We start from the raw sequence: 14,984 nt of genomic DNA, 5'->3' as shown, positions 1-14,984 counted from the left end.
AGCCCGGGCTTTTTGTCGCCAGCCCGGCCAAAACGGTCGCCAGCCGCAGCCTGCCTTGTACTTGACCAAGCCTAGCCAGGCATGCGGATGGCCCTGTTTATATGATTTTTCGGTTTTTTAAGTCTTTTAGCCTTGCTTCGCTGTAGCCCAGCAAGCCACTGAGTATGTCATCGGTATGCTGACCCAGCAAAGGTGGTGCACTGGCGTAACGGGGCGGGGTGGCCGACATTTTCATCGGGCTGGCCACCAGTTTCACCTGGCCGGCAGTAGGGTGGGGCAGATTGAATTGCATCTCGCGTGCCTGTACCTGCGGGTTTTCAAATACTTCATCCAGAGTATTGATGGGGCCGCAAGGCACGCCTGCATCTTCCAGCAGGCTGATCCACTCCTGTTTGGTCTTGCGTTTCACCATGTCGGCCAATATGGGAACCAGCACATCCCTGTGCTCTACGCGTTTTGGATTGGTGCTGAAACGCGGGTCGTCTGCCAATTCTGGCTGGCCACCTGCCTGTACAAACTTTTTATACTGCCCATCATTGCCTGCAGCGACGATGATGTGGCCATCGGTCGTTGCAAAGGTCTGGTAAGGCACGATATTCGGGTGCGCATTACCCCAGCGTTTTGGCGCGCTGTCGCTGGCCAGGTAATTCATGTTCATATTCGCCAGCATGGCAACTTGCACATCCAGCAAGGCCATGTCTATGTATTGGCCTTCACCGGTTCTGTCCCTGTGCGTCAGTGCCGCCATGACGGCGATGGTGGAATACATACCCGTCATCAGGTCGGCAATCGCCACCCCGGCTTTTTGCGGACCACCACCGGGCAAGTCATCGCGCTCACCCGTCAGCGACATGAAGCCGCCCATGCCCTGCACGATAAAATCATAACCGGCGCGGTGGGCATAGGGGCCATTCTGGCCAAAGCCGGTGATAGAGCAATACACCAGGTCGGGCTTGATCAATTTCAATGACTCATAATCGAGGCCATATTTTTTCAATTGGCCGACCTTGTAGTTTTCCAGCACCACATCGGATTTGGCAGCCAGTTCACGAATGATCTGCTGACCCTGTTCGGTCGCCATATCAACGGTAATGGCTTGCTTGCCGCGATTGGCTGCCAGGTAATAGGCGGCCTCTGTCGTATTGTTGCCTTCAGCATCGCGCAGGTAAGGCGGGCCCCAGGTGCGGGTGTCGTCGCCACTGCCGGGTTTTTCTACCTTGATGACTTCTGCCCCCAGGTCTGCCAGGTTTTGCGCACACCAGGGGCCAGCCAGTACCCGCGTCAAATCCAGCACGCGGATATGGCCCAGGGCAGTTTTTTGTAGCGACGATGTAGGCATCTTCGATTATCCTGTGAATTATTATGTTTGTGCGAGGAGAGCAATATGTGGCCCTATCCTAAAGTCATCGCCCACCGTGGTGGCGGAATACTGGCACCAGAAAATACCCTGGCAGCAATGCGTTGCGGATGGGAACACGGTTTTGCCGCCGTGGAATTTGATGTCATGTTATCAAAGGATGGCATCCCTGTGCTGATGCATGACCCCGAATTTGGCAGAACCGTACCCGGCAGTGGCCGCGTGGCTGGCACCCTGGCTGCAGATTTGCAAAAAATGGATGCCGGCAAATGGTTTGCCGACAGCTTCAAAGGCGAACCCGTGCCCCTGTATGCAGATGTCGTACGCTTTTGCCGCCGGCATGGCATCTGGATGAATGTGGAAATCAAACCTACTCCGGGTGTGGAAGAAGAAACCGGCAGGGTGGTGGTAGAACAGACGCAAGCCCTGTTCGCCGATGTGGCCGTGATCGATGCGGTACATTTGCCGCTGTTTTCTTCGTTTTCTTTCAGCGCCCTGATGGCCGCCAAACATGCCGCCCCCACCATCCCGCGTGGCTTTTTGATGGACAAAGTCACGCCAGACTGGAAAGCCGGCCTGCAAGAGCTGGCAGCCCGCGCCCTGCACACCAATCACAAATACCTGACGCCAGAAACCACGAAAGAAATCAAGGATGCCGGTTATGGCGTGTTTTGCTATACCGTCAACACCCCAGAACGGGCAACAGAAATCCTGCATTGGGGAGTGGATGCGTTTTGCACCGACAGAATAGATTTGATACCGGCTGACTTCTAAAATTTCCTGATGGAAATAGTGTGGTTACGAGTGCTTACACTGATTACATTTTTCTTGTCATCAAAAAAAATCCCCGCATCGTTATTGGACCATGGGCTGCCTGCTCATTCACAATAAAACTGACCGCAAAAATTTTTAAAGGGAAAAACCATGAAATCCATCCAACTTGCTGCCGCACTGGTCGCCACGCTGATCGCCGGTTCTGTCTTCGCACAAACCAATACCCCGAATGTCGATAAACGCCAGGAAGTGCAACAAAAGCGCGTTGCCAAAGGCATCGAAAGTGGCACATTGACCGCAAAAGAAGCGACCAACCTGGAAAAACGCGAAACCAAAATTGAAGCCGACAAGCAGGCCGCCAAAGCCGACGGCGTAGTCACCGGAGCCGAACGCGCCAAACTGGAAAAAGAAGAAAACCGCGCCAGCAGGAAAATTCGTATCAAAAAACACAACGCAAGTGCGACAACAAATTAAGCTTTGGTCATACGTGCTGCTGTAAAAGCAAAGCCAAAAGCACAACCGCCAGTCCATGCTGGCGGTTTTTGTTTGTAGGGAAATTAATTAGGACTTACGCAGGTCAGGTTTTGTAGGCGGGAGAGGTCGCCAAGGGGAATTTCATGCCGATTGTGGTGACGTGACCAGGCTAGCAAGCCACGCGGGAGCGGGTGCTAAGGGGTTTAAGATGTAAATCGATCAGTTTTTTCTTGATCGTTGAAATGATGAAGTAAAAGGTAGTCGTCCCAACCATACTCCCCCTCGCAAACAACAATTATTCCTTGCGAAATAGCCGATCGTGGTTCACTAGTTAAACCAAGCACGGCATCGATTTTTTTCCAAAGATTCTTTACATTAGAAGTAACAAAATTAAAATTGTCACATTCTGAATTTGATTCGACTGTGAATGTTATTTTCCATACTTCAGGGCAAGAGGAAACCATCTCCTCCAAAATATCAACGATAGGCAACGCAGAAATTTCCGGTAAAAGATCCGATTGAAGTTGCACACATATTGTTTTCATATTTCCCTCATCAATCACCACATTTGTTTTTTTCGGAGGCCAAGGCCCTTTCCATTTTCCATTTTTTCCACCTCTATCACGACCTCTTCGGGTATCCCCTTCTTCATGTTTCCCTTCAGCCCGTGTAGATACTGTAGTCGTCTTGAAAAAAGCCGTACTGTCTAGACGACTAGATGAAGTCGAGTTAATTAGACAGAAGCTTGAATGGTTTAATCACGCAAAATAGGCATCAGCTCAGGATTTATTTGCAGTATCTGTTCAACTGTTGGTGGCTCATATGAATAAATCAACAATACCCCATTTTCAAATTCCCGGCATTCAGCTACCTTGCCGGCAAGGCGATTCACAATCTCTCCCGGAGTCAGTTGAAATGCTTTATGGCATAGTTCACGATCCCAATAATTGACTGGCCAAATACGGCAAACGCCCTGCCTTGAATCGATAAAATCCGGATTGCGGTAAATTTCTCCAGTATCAAAATTTCGCGAGCCAATATCGGATGAGAAAATCCTATCTTCGGTTAGCTCTCCAACATAAGGCTTAAACGCCTGTATATAGGTAGGAAATACTTCAGAAAATAAGTATTTCCAATTCTGATCCACTTTCTTTACATAAAAACCTACTGTCATCGTGTCATCATACGATGATTCATCGGGCGGCTCATCCCTGCGATTTCTGTTAAAAAATCCAATTCCAAAATTTTTTATTGGCGAAGCTTTCAGCTGTTTGGTATACGACACTCCTGTAGATATCTGCCCCTGGTAATTGGGAAGAGATTTCATTGGTACCCCATCTAAACCCCACGGTTGAGGTAATTTACATAAAACTTCATAGGCAGACTGATACACAGTTTCCAAAACTTCTTGTTTTGAGAATCGTCGCCTAAATTGAATTGTCAGGGTATTAAAACTAGCCATATTATTTCCTTACTCTAACTTGAATAGCTGTGTTTCTATTATCACGCTCCAACTTAAGCGCCGTCGAAATAGCTCTTTTCTCAGTAGGTGTCTCATAAATTAATGTGAAGCCTGAATTCTGGCGAAAAGCTTCTTCTTGACGATTTACGTCGACTCTAGATTTTCACCCTTCGTTCATCGAATCAGCCCGCGTAGGTGCGATTAGTGCAACGTAATCGCACGCATGTCGGAGCTGAAAAATGTCAATATCTAACTTGGAAGAGTGCGAGCTAACTCGCCGGACTCAAGCGGCTGATGCGGAAAACCACATGTCCTCTGGCGTTGGACGCAAGCAGGTGCTATCCCGTTAGTTCGACCTAAGCAACTGCACTGAACCACTTTTCCATGGCCCTTAATGCATCATCATTCGATGGAATGAATGCATGGCTTGCCGGAACTGGCGTCGCTTGCGTCTGTGACGATGGTATTGCTTCATCCGCTGCGACCATTCCGTCATGCGGAAAACCAACTCCAAAGAAGAAACCGAAAGCGCCCAGCCACGGCCATGTTCCATAGATGTACGCGGTTGGCATATCTGGCAAGGGAATGCTGTTCATCAGGTCGTCGTTAGCGGCAAACTGGCCGCATTCGCCTGTCAGTGCACGGTAGATTTTCCAGTCACGCAATCTGCGGGCAAGTCTCATGGCGCGTATTGGCGACGCGAGCAGGACGACACGTTTTGGCTGTGACTGGTGCATGCTCAATTGTGTGCTGATACTTCTGAGCAGTACACCACCAAAAGAGTAAGCTACCGCATGGTACTCGCCCGCACGCGCTACCGTGGATAAAAATTCAGTCAGATTCTTTTTTATTTCATCAAGGGGTAGAGATGATGCACGGTAATCAAAACACGAAACCGAGTACCCTCGCTGTTCAAAATAGCGGACAAACTTGCCGCGCATGTAGCGTTTGCCGCCAACGCCATCGATAAAGACAATCTGGCGGCTACTGCTGTTCATGAAAATACTCCAATAAGACTGAAAATACGCTTTGCTGCAACATTATGGGCACCGATGCCGACTGCGTAGCTTCGATCTGATGCAGCATAATTGTACGCTCATCAGCTCGCGTGCGATTGGTTGTAACGTAGTCGCACGCACGTAGAGTCTGTAAAAAAATATTATTAGTCATTGCAAGGTCATGCGTGCGAATACGCAGGCTATTCGCACCTACGCGGGCTATCAAAACGAGATAACGGGCAGGCGAAGCTTGTTGCGGATTCTAAGCAATGGCACATAGCAGTTTAATGTGTTTTGGCGGACTGGGTAGATATAGCCGTTGGCTTGTAGAGATATTTAGTCACCGTATGTAATTTCTGCTATAAATCCTGCCTTTAATAACACAGATACCAAGTCACGTGCTGACGCGACGGAGGAGGTATTTATAAATGATGCGTTTCCGGCCAGGCAGTCATCAATGGCTTTTTTTGCAACCCCTAGCCCCAATGACGAATGTTGACGGATAGCGCGTATAGCTGAAATCGTTAGTGCGCCTTGTTTCCAGTCAAAAAGCCTGATTTGAGCGTTGGCCTTTGCGTCTGTATTACCTGAATAACGAAATGCAGCTAGCATTTCTTCAATAGGGCGGAAATAGCTGACGTGGCGTGCAGGAGTTCCATTTCGAGGGACGAAGATAGGTGGATTTCCAACTAACATGTCGCTAAAATCGCCTGTTCGTATATAGCCTGTCGATTGATAGAGAAAAATCCAGCCCTCATCAAACTCCTGGGGTTTTGTGGCTATTAGCTTAGGGTTGGCATTTGCGAAAGGACCATTTTCCAGGAAAGCAAGAGCGACTTGCTCGGCAATTTCTGAAGATTGTATAAATACTGTTAGTTCCTTCAAAAGATATGCATCAATTGTTTCGTCCGATAGCCCACCATTCACCCAGTCAGGAATAGGAAGCACCTGCTTAAGAGATAGATCAAAAGCGATTCTAAAATATTTTATGGCGGTAAAGCCGAGGCCCCGGTCATCAGGGTATTCGCTTCTGATGTATTTCAATAACACCGAAGGCTTTTCGCCTGATGTTCTGCGTTTTCTCAATTCGTCAATTATGTCGGGATTGAAAATCATTTTGTAATATTTTCTTGTTTTTTAAATTTGCATCTATTTGATCTAATACAACTTAATCTCAAGCACTAATGGTGTGATTCTGTGCGGGATATCGAGACGAAGTAGTTCAAGAGACAATGCGTCAAGGTCCTGATGTTTTGTACCGTTAGTGAACTGAGATTCAGACGCATATTCCCAATAAAACTCCCTAGGCAGGATAATGTGTGCGATGCTGCTGTAGAGAAAGGGCTGGCCCCATGGCCCACTGTCGCGGATATGGTCAGTTGCAAGAAATTCTTCTGTCGGTACGCCCGCTGACCAGTAGTGCACCGAAACTGCCAGGCTATCGAATGTTGTCCATGCACACCAACTATCGCTATTATCTTGATTCCATGTACCTGGTCCAAGCAACCTCGTACAAGCTTTGAAGAACACTTCCCATTGTTGGTCTGTCATAAGCCGATAAATGTAAGGTAGTTTTTAATTTTTTGATTCGGCAAATAGGTAGGGCGTATTCGCATGCGGTGCCCGTACCATCTTGATCCCCACCCAAACAGGCACCTCTGATAGCTCAGGCCGTAGTACGATAGGCACGGCTTGATATCGCCACCGAATTACCATCGGGGTCTTTGACATTCGCAAAAGAATACCCGTTGGCCTGATGCGTGCTGCCAAAGGCCAGGCCACGTTGCGCGCATTGCTCTTTAAAGCCATCAACATCCTTGACGCTAAACATCAGCTTCACACCAACCTGGCCAAGCTTAACGGTCCTGGCTGCTTGATGAATCAGGATACTGGCACCAGAGGCAGGAGAATTAAGCTCGATCAAACCCTCAACTATTTCCCCGGTGGTTTCAAAGTCAAAGAACTTGCGATAAAACTCGGCCGTAGCCGACGGGTTTTTCGCATAAATCAAAATGGTGTTTAAAACTGCTGGCATGGCGCTCCCTGCAAAATCTGGTTGAAATGTCGAAACTTAGTCGCCTGGACTGGTTACAGCCATTTGATAAGTGTTGGATCGCAACTGTATCAAGGAAAGCTATTTTTTTCAGGGGTATTTAGCGCTTAGGGACATTTAGCGTAACGTAATCGCACGCATGTACAGTCTGTAAAAATATCAATAAGCAAGATCATGCGTGCGAATACGCAGGGCTATTCGCACCTACGCGGGCTATTCGCACCTACGCGGGCTATTCGCACCTACGCGGGCTGTTGCCACACAATTTTAACGAAGCAATATCAGCTGCGGGCGTTGACTAAATGGCGGCTACTGGCGAGCACCGTTCCCTCTCGGGCATTAGCAATTATTACGGGGAGCCCTGTTTCCAGCTGTTTGTTCCTTTCACCTCACCTGTGAATGTATCAAGGACCCAAACGATTCCAGGCGGAGTCGATGTACGGAATTGATACCGTCCACATTGAGCGTGGTAGACGAGTGCCACGCCGATGATCACTGCTGCCACGAGGATGCAATATCCCGTAAATCTATCTTTATTCAATTAGTGCTCCTTTGAGAAAAGGTGATTGGTACGTTTAAATTGATGATTTTAAGTTCAAATCAACCGCAAACATCCGGCCGCCGGCCTAGTCTAGGGGGGAATGTACAACAAAACATAAATGCATTGTCACTTCTAGATGGGCTGCTTCTGGTCGGTTGCCGTCGATTTAATCAGGACGTGGAATTGGTAAACTTTGGTTTGCTGAGTTTAAGTTTAACCCTTGGTTTACCAATTTCCGTTACCCTGTCTGCCTCGCCAGCTGGTCCATAATAAGCTTCTTTGTTGGTGGTTTTTGGTTTTTGCAAAAAAGATAATCATATTTATGCATATTCCTGTACTTGCCAGCCATACTGATGACGATAAAACAACGCCAGGCCTTAAAAAACACTTTTTGATTACCTCCTTTTAGCTCTGTGTCTCGGTGCCTCTGTGTTGAGAGGTCTTTCGTTTTTAAATAAATTTTTCAATAACCCAAGACTTCCACAACTAGCCCCCACAGATATCTAGCGGAATTTATACCGTATAATCAGAAATTACCCCTATTTTTCAGCTTTGAACTATCACTCTATGAACTCGTCAGAAATCCGCGATAAATTCCTCAGCTTTTTCGAATCCAAGGGCCATACGCGTGTGCGCTCTTCCAGTCTGATCCCCGGCAATGACCCGACCTTGCTGTTTACCAACTCTGGTATGGTGCAGTTCAAGGATGTGTTCCTGGGCCAGGACAAACGTGCCTACACCCGGGCCACGACAGCGCAACGCAGTGTCCGTGCCGGTGGCAAGCACAATGATCTGGAAAACGTCGGTTATACCGCACGTCACCACACTTTCTTTGAAATGCTGGGCAATTTCTCTTTCGGCGATTATTTCAAGAAAGATGCGATTCACTACGCCTGGGAATTGTTGACGGCTGTCTATGGTTTGCCAAAAGACAAGCTGACAGTTACTGTCTATCAGGAAGATGACGAAGCCTACGATATCTGGAAAAACGAAATCGGCGTGCCGGTAGAGCGCATTATCCGCATTGGCGACAACAAGGGTGCGCGTTACGCATCCGACAATTTCTGGCAAATGGCTGACACAGGTCCTTGCGGCCCTTGTACCGAGATTTTCTATGACCACGGCGCGGAAATCTGGGGTGGCCCTCCGGGCTCGCCAGATGAAGATGGCGACCGTTTCATTGAAATCTGGAACCTGGTGTTCATGCAATTCAACAAGGATGAAGCGGGTGTTCTGCATCCTTTACCTAAACCATGCGTGGATACGGGTATGGGCCTGGAACGTTTGTCTGCAGTCTTGCAGCATGTGCATTCCAATTATGAAATCGATACCTTCCAGAACCTGATCAAGGCTGCTGCACGCGAAACCGGCTGTACGGATTTGGAAAATAATTCCCTGCGCGTGATTGCGGATCATATCCGCTGCGCTGGCTTTTTGATCGTTGACGGCATCATCCCTGGCAATGAAGGCCGTGGCTATGTGCTGCGCCGTATTACCCGCCGTGCCTTGCGTCATGGCCACAAGCTGGGTCAAAGCCAGCCTTTCTTCTACAAGCTGGTGCCTGATCTGGTTAAGGAAATGGGTGTTGCTTATCCTGAGTTGGCTGAAGCGGCTGAACGTGTTGCCCAGGTTTTGAAGCAGGAAGAAGAACGTTTTGGTGAAACGCTGGAACACGGTATGAAGATACTGGAAGCGGCACTGGCAAAAGATGGCAAAAGCCTGGATGGCGAAACAGCTTTCACCTTGTACGACACGTATGGTTTCCCGCTGGACCTGACAGCAGACATTTGCCGCGAGCGCAAAGTCGCTCTGGACGAAGCTGGTTTTGAAGTGGCGATGGAAGCGCAAAGGAAGAAAGCGCGTGAAGGCGGCAAATTCAAGATGGCTGCGGCAATTGAATACTGCGGCGATAAAACCAAATTCGTCGGCTACGACCAATTGCAGCATGAAGCCAAGGTCATCGCTTTGTATGTCGATGGCAGTGCCGTCAATGAAATCAAGGCTGGCCAGCATGCGATCGTGGTACTTGATACCACGCCTTTCTATGCTGAATCTGGCGGGCAGGCGGGCGATTCTGGTGTCTTGGTGACAGCGGATGGTACGGTGTTTGAAGTCAGCGATACGCTGAAGGTGCAAGCCGATGTGTTTGGCCACCATGGTGTGTTGAAATCTGGCAGCCTTCGCATTGCGCAAGGCGTGAAAGCGGAAGTGGCGACAGAAATCCGCGCACAAACCATGCGTAATCACTCTGCCACGCATTTGATGCACAAGGCCCTGCGTGAAGTATTGGGCAGCCATGTTTCGCAAAAAGGCTCACTGGTGGATGTAGAAAAAACCCGCTTTGACTTTAGCCACAATGCGCCGATGACAACTGATGAAATCCGTCAGGTAGAAACCATCGTCAACCGTGAAATTCTGGCGAATGCCGCTACCCAGGCACAAGTCATGGGCTATGACGATGCTGTCAAGCATGGTGCGATGGCACTGTTCGGTGAAAAATATGGCGATGAAGTACGTGTACTCGACATCGGTTCTTCGCGCGAGCTGTGCGGTGGTACCCACGTGTCCCGTACTGGCGATATCGGCCTGTTCAAGATTGTGGCTGAAGGCGGCGTTGCTGCCGGTATCCGCCGTGTAGAAGCGGTGACGGGCGAAGTTGCGCTGACGCTGGTACAAAACCTGAACAGCCGCATCAATGAAGCAGCAGCAGCCCTGAAAACCCAGCCAGAAGAACTGACGCTGCGTATTGGACAAGTGCAGGATCACGTCAAGGCGCTGGAAAAAGAACTGGCTACGCTGAAATCCAAAATGGCTTCCAGCCAGGGCGATGAACTGGTGAACCAGGCAGTGGATGTCAAAGGCATCAAGGTGCTGGCAGCAACGCTGGAAGGCGCTGATGTGACCGCCCTGCGTGAAACCATGGACAAGCTCAAAGACAAGCTGAAAACCGCCGCCATCGTGCTGGCTGCCGTCAATGATGGCAAGGTCAGCCTGATTGCCGGTGTGACAGCGGATAGCACATCCAAAGTCAAAGCCGGTGACCTGGTCAACTTTGTGGCCCAGCAAGTCGGTGGCAAAGGTGGTGGCCGCCCTGACATGGCACAAGCTGGTGGTACGGATGCCAGTGGTCTGGCAAAAGCACTGGCTGGTGTCAGCGAATGGGTCAGCGCCAAGTTATGATACACGTACGTCGCGCTGAAGTATCAGATGCGGCCCAGTTGCAAAGGGTGTTCGCCAGTACCGGCACCTATGCCGGTACTTTGCAACTGCCACATCCTTCATTAGAGATGTGGCAGGAGCGACTGGAAAAGACCGACCCCAAAGACACCCGCCTGGTCGCCATCTACGATGGCGTGGTGGTTGGTTCAGCCAGCCTGCATCTGGAAAAAGCTCAAAGGCGTCAGCATGTAGGCAGTGTGGGCATGGGCGTGGCAGATGCGTTTTCCGGGCGTGGCATAGGCACTGCATTGTTGACCGAGCTATTGCATATTTCTGATAACTGGCTCAACCTGCTGCGCGTGGAATTAACCGTGTTTTGTGATAACGCCGCAGCCATACATCTGTACCAGAAATTTGGTTTCGACATGGAAGGTACCATGCGTGCCCACGCCTTTCGCAACGGCGAATTTGTCGATAGTTATGCCATGGCGCGCTTGCATCCTCGCCAGGCGATGGTGCCGCTGAAACAAACATAAACCGGCTGCTGCCAGGGAATCGGCGGCCTGTGCCAGTGTTGTGCCAGGTCGCCCACATACCCAGTGTCACAGCCACCTGCGAATGACAGTCTGAGGTTTATATGGAAATTAAATTCTGCCCCGTTTGTGCCATTTCACTCATACTGCGTCCGGATGAACAGGAGGCTGGCAAGATGCGCCTGGCTTGCCCGGATGGACACTGGACACACTGGGATAATCCCTTGCCCGTACTGGCGGCCCTGGTCGAAGTCGAAGGCCATATCCTGCTGGCCCGCAATGCCGCTTGGCCAGAAAAAACCTTTGCCCTGATCACTGGTTTCATGGAACGTGGCGAAACACCAGAGCAAGGCGTCGCCAGGGAACTCAAGGAAGAAACCAATCTCGATGCCGACCAGATCACCCTCATCGGCGTCTACGAATTCATCAAAAAAAACGAACTCATCATCGCCTATCACGTCAAGGCATCTGGCGAGATTCGCCTGTCACCAGAACTGCTTGAATACCGCCTGATCGCACCAGAAAAACTGCGGCCCTGGAATGCCGGCACCGGCCACGCCATGGCAGACTGGATGCGCTCGCGCGGCCTGGAACCGGTGTATATGGAATGGCAAAGCTAGGCAACACCAAGCAACACACCCGAACAGCGATTGTCGGGAAATACTTGTGCAAAAACCGCCATATGATTCTGTGCATTTGCACAATAAAGCGTTGCAGTACGACGCCAGTAATCGGAAAATTGATGTAATACTTACAAACATCTGTGGATTTTACAATTGTTTTGATCAAATACCTGAGTAAAGTAAGTCAGCAGTCAGTTTAATGACTAAGATGAAGGCGTAGGCTGTAGACAGAAAATTTTTTGTATCGCACTATTTTTGTGCGAGAACTTTAAAGATGTTGAACTCTTCTGTTGTTAGTCTGCTGCGTTGCACCATGTGAATGAAAATTCCGGTAGAATTGGTGCATCAATTGTCGGGCGAATTAGCTTATTCAATTTGTATTACTGGGAAAATCATGCAATTCAATAAAGAACTGGATGCACGCGGACTGAACTGTCCTCTTCCAATTTTAAAGACCAAGAAGGCACTGGCAGAAATGCTCACCGGTGAAGTCTTGCATGTCTTGGCGACCGATCCTGGATCTGTCCGCGACTTTAAGGCTTTTTCCAAGCAGACCGGCAATGAATTGCTGTCGCACATGGAAGGCAGTAAAGAGTTTGAATACTTCATCAAACGCAAGTAAGTTTGCTTTGGTCATATAAAATCAGACAGTTGAATACGCAATTTACTGGCGTATAAAAAATACCCTCAAGTTAATATTTGAGGGTATTTTTATTTGTATGCTTGAATTGCCGGGTCTCCAATCAATGTCAAACTGTTCTGTTGCTGGTTGAATTGACTATGCCAGATCGACTCATCTCCATTCGCTGGTGAATGCTGCCACGCAGTCGTACGATTTTTATGTGCTCCCAACTCTTTCTAATTCAGATAAAACTGTTTTAAACAGCGCCGCTGTTTACTATTTTCATCTGCCACAGTTTTGACGTCGTCTGCAAAACTCTCTGGTTATATGTACCAGACACATAGATATGACCAGTATCGAGAATCAGCGTGATAGTCATGAAAGTCTGTGAACTGACTTATCCATGTCCGGAAGAACATGCAGGCTCATTGCTGGCTATAGTTTGCGAGAATATCGAGAAACGAAGAGACCAGCTTGCTGTTTTCATCTGAGCGGGTGACCGCTACTACGGTAGTACTGGTCTGAATATTACGCACCGGGACGAACGCAACGTCACTTCGATTGTTTTCGGAAATCGAACGTCCGACCAGTGTCCCGCCCAGCCCCGCACCAACAAGCGAGAGTGCCGTGTAAATCTCGACAGCTCTGTATGCCACCACAGGTTCCGGCCCGGCCGTCTTGAGCAGTGCCACTATTTGCTGGCCAAAGGGGCTGATTGGATCTTTGGGATAGAGGATAAATGGAATCGTGGCCAGATCCGCTGCGGATAAGGATTTACGCCTTGCGAGCACATGGCTGATCGGCAGTGCCGCTACCAGAGGATCGTCGATTTTTACTGCATGGGTGAGATCGGCGGGTGTCTCGAAGTCACCTATAAAACGCGATATTCCGATATCTATCCGCCCCTGACGTAATTGTGCCGGCTGATATTCGGACAAAGCTTCGACCAGATCAAGTTGAACATGTGGGAACGATTCACGAAATTTCCGGATGGTGCGCGGCAAAATGGAAAATGTGGAGGAACGGGTGAAACCGATACCCAACCAGCCATGGCTGCCGGTAGCAATGCCTTGCGCCTCGTCTTCCAGGCGCGCAGTCTGCGCCAGCAATTCTTTGGCCCGAGGGTAAAAGAATTTGCCCAGGGCCGTGGGTTCCATCGGCCGTCGGGAGCGATCAAACAACTCGCCGCCCAACTGAGATTCAAGTTGTGCCAACTGCATGCTGATGGCTGTGGGCGCTACATGTAATCGCTCTGCGGCATGGGTCGCGCTTCCCGCCTCGACTATTTCGCAAAAATACCGGATTTGACGTAAGTTCATTTTTATTGAATTAAGAATCAATAATCGATGTTTGATATGTGAATCACTTTATATGAAACTCCCCTCAACATCAACACTTCAACCGGGGGTTCTCGTGAACCAGCATGTCAATCCAGAGACATTGACACAGGCAAGCAGCTTGTCTACGGCAGAGATTTCTGACGCATTGGATTATTTTTACCTTCCGGGTTGTGCGGCTGGCATTGTACCGATTGCTGGACCACAACGGATTTTCGGTACGGCATTCACTGTGCGTTTCGTTCCAATAGATACCGCAAAGCCGGGCACGGTGGGTGACTACCTTGATGATATTCCTCAAGGAGCTGTTGTAGTACTCGATAACGCCGGCCGGCTCGACTGCACGGTGTGGGGTGGGATCATGAGCCGGATTGCGGCGCATCGCGGCATTGCAGGAACAGTCATCAACGGTGTGTGTCGCGACACTGCCGAGGCAGATGACGCCGGGTATCCCTTGTATGGCGCGGGTCGTTTTATGCGCACTGGCAAGGATCGTGTGCAGGTCGATGCTATCGGTGAGGCAGTGATACTGGGAGGCGTGCGGGTTAATGCAGGCGATTTCGTCGTCGCTGACAAAGACGGCGTAGTGATCATTCCGGCGACGAGGGCAGAGGAAGTTCTGAAGCGTGCGGTGGCTATGCACAAAGTCGAATTGCAAATTGTGTATGCCGGATTGACGGGGATGAAGCTCTCAGACGCCCGTCTTCAGTTTGGATACCACACCCTGCAGCGCAACCCAGGACAGCAAGTGGGCTAAAGGCAGTAGATACCTGCGCTTTGCTCCTCGTCCATTCCCGTTCCTCCATACAAGATATTCACACCATGTACAAGATTGTTTCCCAAGACACACTCAACGCATTGCGCAATTTTGGCGCAGCGACGGTTTGCGAGGCACAAGGTGGCAAAGGTGCTTTTGACAACGGGTGTTCGTGCTGATTGAATATTGACCCACCCTGCTGATTGAATATTGACCCAGGGCCGGGCGCCGCATTTTCAGATGTCGGCTGTGGATAACTATACCAAACAGCGGGGTTGGAAGTTGTTCTTTTCT

At 49.5% G+C, this 14,984-nt stretch carries 16 protein-coding genes; 8 read left to right on the top strand and 8 right to left on the bottom strand.

Going from position 1 to position 14,984, the window contains the following annotated elements; genetic code table 11:
- Positions 1-97: 97 nt before the first annotated feature.
- Positions 98-1,339 (bottom strand): CaiB/BaiF CoA transferase family protein, encoded by a 1,242-nt coding sequence (locus ACO0LM_RS20465; protein WP_423039415.1) that lies wholly within the window; start codon positions 1,337-1,339, stop codon positions 98-100.
- A 45-nt stretch (positions 1,340-1,384) separates the two neighbouring features.
- Between ACO0LM_RS20465 and ugpQ the strand changes: the two genes are divergently transcribed.
- Positions 1,385-2,131, top strand: coding sequence for a glycerophosphodiester phosphodiesterase (gene ugpQ / locus ACO0LM_RS20460; RefSeq protein WP_423039413.1), 747 nt, complete (start codon positions 1,385-1,387; stop codon positions 2,129-2,131).
- Between the two features lie 150 nt (positions 2,132-2,281).
- Positions 2,282-2,605 carry a hypothetical protein gene (locus ACO0LM_RS20455; RefSeq protein ID WP_423039411.1) on the top strand — a complete coding sequence of 108 codons (324 nt, stop codon included), beginning with the start codon at positions 2,282-2,284 and terminating at the stop codon, positions 2,603-2,605.
- A 203-nt stretch (positions 2,606-2,808) separates the two neighbouring features.
- Here ACO0LM_RS20455 and ACO0LM_RS20450 read toward each other — a convergent pair whose 3' ends face one another.
- The 4 genes from ACO0LM_RS20450 to ACO0LM_RS20435 all read right to left on the bottom strand — a co-directional run bounded on the left by ACO0LM_RS20450 (position 2,809) and on the right by ACO0LM_RS20435 (position 6,181).
- Positions 2,809-3,150, bottom strand: coding sequence for a hypothetical protein (locus tag ACO0LM_RS20450; RefSeq protein ID WP_423039409.1), 342 nt, complete (start codon positions 3,148-3,150; stop codon positions 2,809-2,811).
- Positions 3,151-3,359: 209 nt separating this feature from the next.
- Positions 3,360-4,067, bottom strand: a complete 708-nt coding sequence (locus ACO0LM_RS20445; protein WP_423039407.1) for a hypothetical protein — start codon at positions 4,065-4,067, stop codon at positions 3,360-3,362.
- Positions 4,068-4,423: 356 nt separating this feature from the next.
- Complete coding sequence (locus ACO0LM_RS20440; protein ID WP_423039405.1) at positions 4,424-5,065, bottom strand: hypothetical protein; 642 nt, start codon at positions 5,063-5,065, stop codon at positions 4,424-4,426.
- 336 nt (positions 5,066-5,401) lie between these two features.
- Positions 5,402-6,181, bottom strand: a complete 780-nt coding sequence (locus tag ACO0LM_RS20435) for a YrhB domain-containing protein (protein WP_423039403.1) — start codon at positions 6,179-6,181, stop codon at positions 5,402-5,404.
- Positions 6,182-6,417: 236 nt separating this feature from the next.
- Between ACO0LM_RS20435 and ACO0LM_RS20430 the strand changes: the two genes are divergently transcribed.
- Positions 6,418-6,588 (top strand): hypothetical protein, encoded by a 171-nt coding sequence (locus tag ACO0LM_RS20430; RefSeq protein WP_423039401.1) that lies wholly within the window; start codon positions 6,418-6,420, stop codon positions 6,586-6,588.
- Between the two features lie 143 nt (positions 6,589-6,731).
- On the opposite strand, the gene ACO0LM_RS20425 is transcribed toward ACO0LM_RS20430, so the two are convergent.
- A complete protein-coding gene (locus ACO0LM_RS20425) occupies positions 6,732-7,100 on the bottom strand; it encodes a VOC family protein (protein WP_423039399.1) in 369 nt (122 codons plus the stop codon).
- Between the two features lie 1,126 nt (positions 7,101-8,226).
- Here ACO0LM_RS20425 and alaS point away from each other — a divergent pair.
- From alaS to ACO0LM_RS20405, 4 genes are all read left to right on the top strand, one after another.
- Complete coding sequence (gene alaS / locus ACO0LM_RS20420; protein ID WP_423039397.1) at positions 8,227-10,839, top strand: alanine--tRNA ligase; 2,613 nt, start codon at positions 8,227-8,229, stop codon at positions 10,837-10,839.
- Entirely contained in the window at positions 10,818-11,354 is a 537-nt protein-coding gene (locus ACO0LM_RS20415) for a GNAT family N-acetyltransferase (RefSeq protein ID WP_423039395.1), read from the top strand. Before alaS ends, ACO0LM_RS20415 begins: the two co-directional genes overlap by 22 nt.
- Before the next feature lie 101 nt (positions 11,355-11,455).
- Positions 11,456-11,971 carry an NUDIX domain-containing protein gene (locus tag ACO0LM_RS20410; RefSeq protein ID WP_423039393.1) on the top strand — a complete coding sequence of 172 codons (516 nt, stop codon included), beginning with the start codon at positions 11,456-11,458 and terminating at the stop codon, positions 11,969-11,971.
- Between the two features lie 397 nt (positions 11,972-12,368).
- Positions 12,369-12,596, top strand: a complete 228-nt coding sequence (locus tag ACO0LM_RS20405; protein WP_186947484.1) for a sulfurtransferase TusA family protein — start codon at positions 12,369-12,371, stop codon at positions 12,594-12,596.
- A gap of 425 nt (positions 12,597-13,021) precedes the next feature.
- Here the strand turns inward: ACO0LM_RS20405 and ACO0LM_RS20400 are convergent, their stop codons facing one another.
- A complete protein-coding gene (locus tag ACO0LM_RS20400; RefSeq protein ID WP_423039391.1) occupies positions 13,022-13,915 on the bottom strand; it encodes a LysR family transcriptional regulator in 894 nt (297 codons plus the stop codon).
- 52 nt (positions 13,916-13,967) lie between these two features.
- Here ACO0LM_RS20400 and ACO0LM_RS20395 point away from each other — a divergent pair, with 52 nt between their 5' ends.
- The gene (locus ACO0LM_RS20395) at positions 13,968-14,690 is read left to right on the top strand and encodes an RraA family protein (protein WP_423039389.1); all 723 of its coding nucleotides are present in this window, start codon (positions 13,968-13,970) and stop codon (positions 14,688-14,690) included.
- 58 nt (positions 14,691-14,748) lie between these two features.
- Here the strand turns inward: ACO0LM_RS20395 and ACO0LM_RS20390 are convergent.
- On the bottom strand, positions 14,749-14,984 hold a 236-nt coding region (locus tag ACO0LM_RS20390; RefSeq protein WP_423039387.1), incomplete at its 5' end, for a hypothetical protein.

Source organism: Undibacterium sp. Di26W (genome assembly GCF_049340265.1).
In the GTDB taxonomy this organism is placed as follows: domain Bacteria; phylum Pseudomonadota; class Gammaproteobacteria; order Burkholderiales; family Burkholderiaceae_D; genus Undibacterium.
Note: the sequence above shows the minus strand (reverse complement) of the source record. Positions and strands in the feature narration are given on the sequence as shown.

Coding starts and splice junctions, on each gene's coding strand:
- ACO0LM_RS20465 (WP_423039415.1), bottom strand. CDS start 1,339: ATGCCTACATCGTCGCTACAAAAAACTGCCCTGGGCCATATCCGCGTG.
- ugpQ (WP_423039413.1), top strand. CDS start 1,385: ATGTGGCCCTATCCTAAAGTCATCGCCCACCGTGGTGGCGGAATACTG.
- ACO0LM_RS20455 (WP_423039411.1), top strand. CDS start 2,282: ATGAAATCCATCCAACTTGCTGCCGCACTGGTCGCCACGCTGATCGCC.
- ACO0LM_RS20450 (WP_423039409.1), bottom strand. CDS start 3,150: ATGAAAACAATATGTGTGCAACTTCAATCGGATCTTTTACCGGAAATT.
- ACO0LM_RS20445 (WP_423039407.1), bottom strand. CDS start 4,067: ATGGCTAGTTTTAATACCCTGACAATTCAATTTAGGCGACGATTCTCA.
- ACO0LM_RS20440 (WP_423039405.1), bottom strand. CDS start 5,065: ATGAACAGCAGTAGCCGCCAGATTGTCTTTATCGATGGCGTTGGCGGC.
- ACO0LM_RS20435 (WP_423039403.1), bottom strand. CDS start 6,181: ATGATTTTCAATCCCGACATAATTGACGAATTGAGAAAACGCAGAACA.
- ACO0LM_RS20430 (WP_423039401.1), top strand. CDS start 6,418: ATGGCCCACTGTCGCGGATATGGTCAGTTGCAAGAAATTCTTCTGTCG.
- ACO0LM_RS20425 (WP_423039399.1), bottom strand. CDS start 7,100: ATGCCAGCAGTTTTAAACACCATTTTGATTTATGCGAAAAACCCGTCG.
- alaS (WP_423039397.1), top strand. CDS start 8,227: ATGAACTCGTCAGAAATCCGCGATAAATTCCTCAGCTTTTTCGAATCC.
- ACO0LM_RS20415 (WP_423039395.1), top strand. CDS start 10,818: ATGGGTCAGCGCCAAGTTATGATACACGTACGTCGCGCTGAAGTATCA.
- ACO0LM_RS20410 (WP_423039393.1), top strand. CDS start 11,456: ATGGAAATTAAATTCTGCCCCGTTTGTGCCATTTCACTCATACTGCGT.
- ACO0LM_RS20405 (WP_186947484.1), top strand. CDS start 12,369: ATGCAATTCAATAAAGAACTGGATGCACGCGGACTGAACTGTCCTCTT.
- ACO0LM_RS20400 (WP_423039391.1), bottom strand. CDS start 13,915: ATGAACTTACGTCAAATCCGGTATTTTTGCGAAATAGTCGAGGCGGGA.
- ACO0LM_RS20395 (WP_423039389.1), top strand. CDS start 13,968: ATGAAACTCCCCTCAACATCAACACTTCAACCGGGGGTTCTCGTGAAC.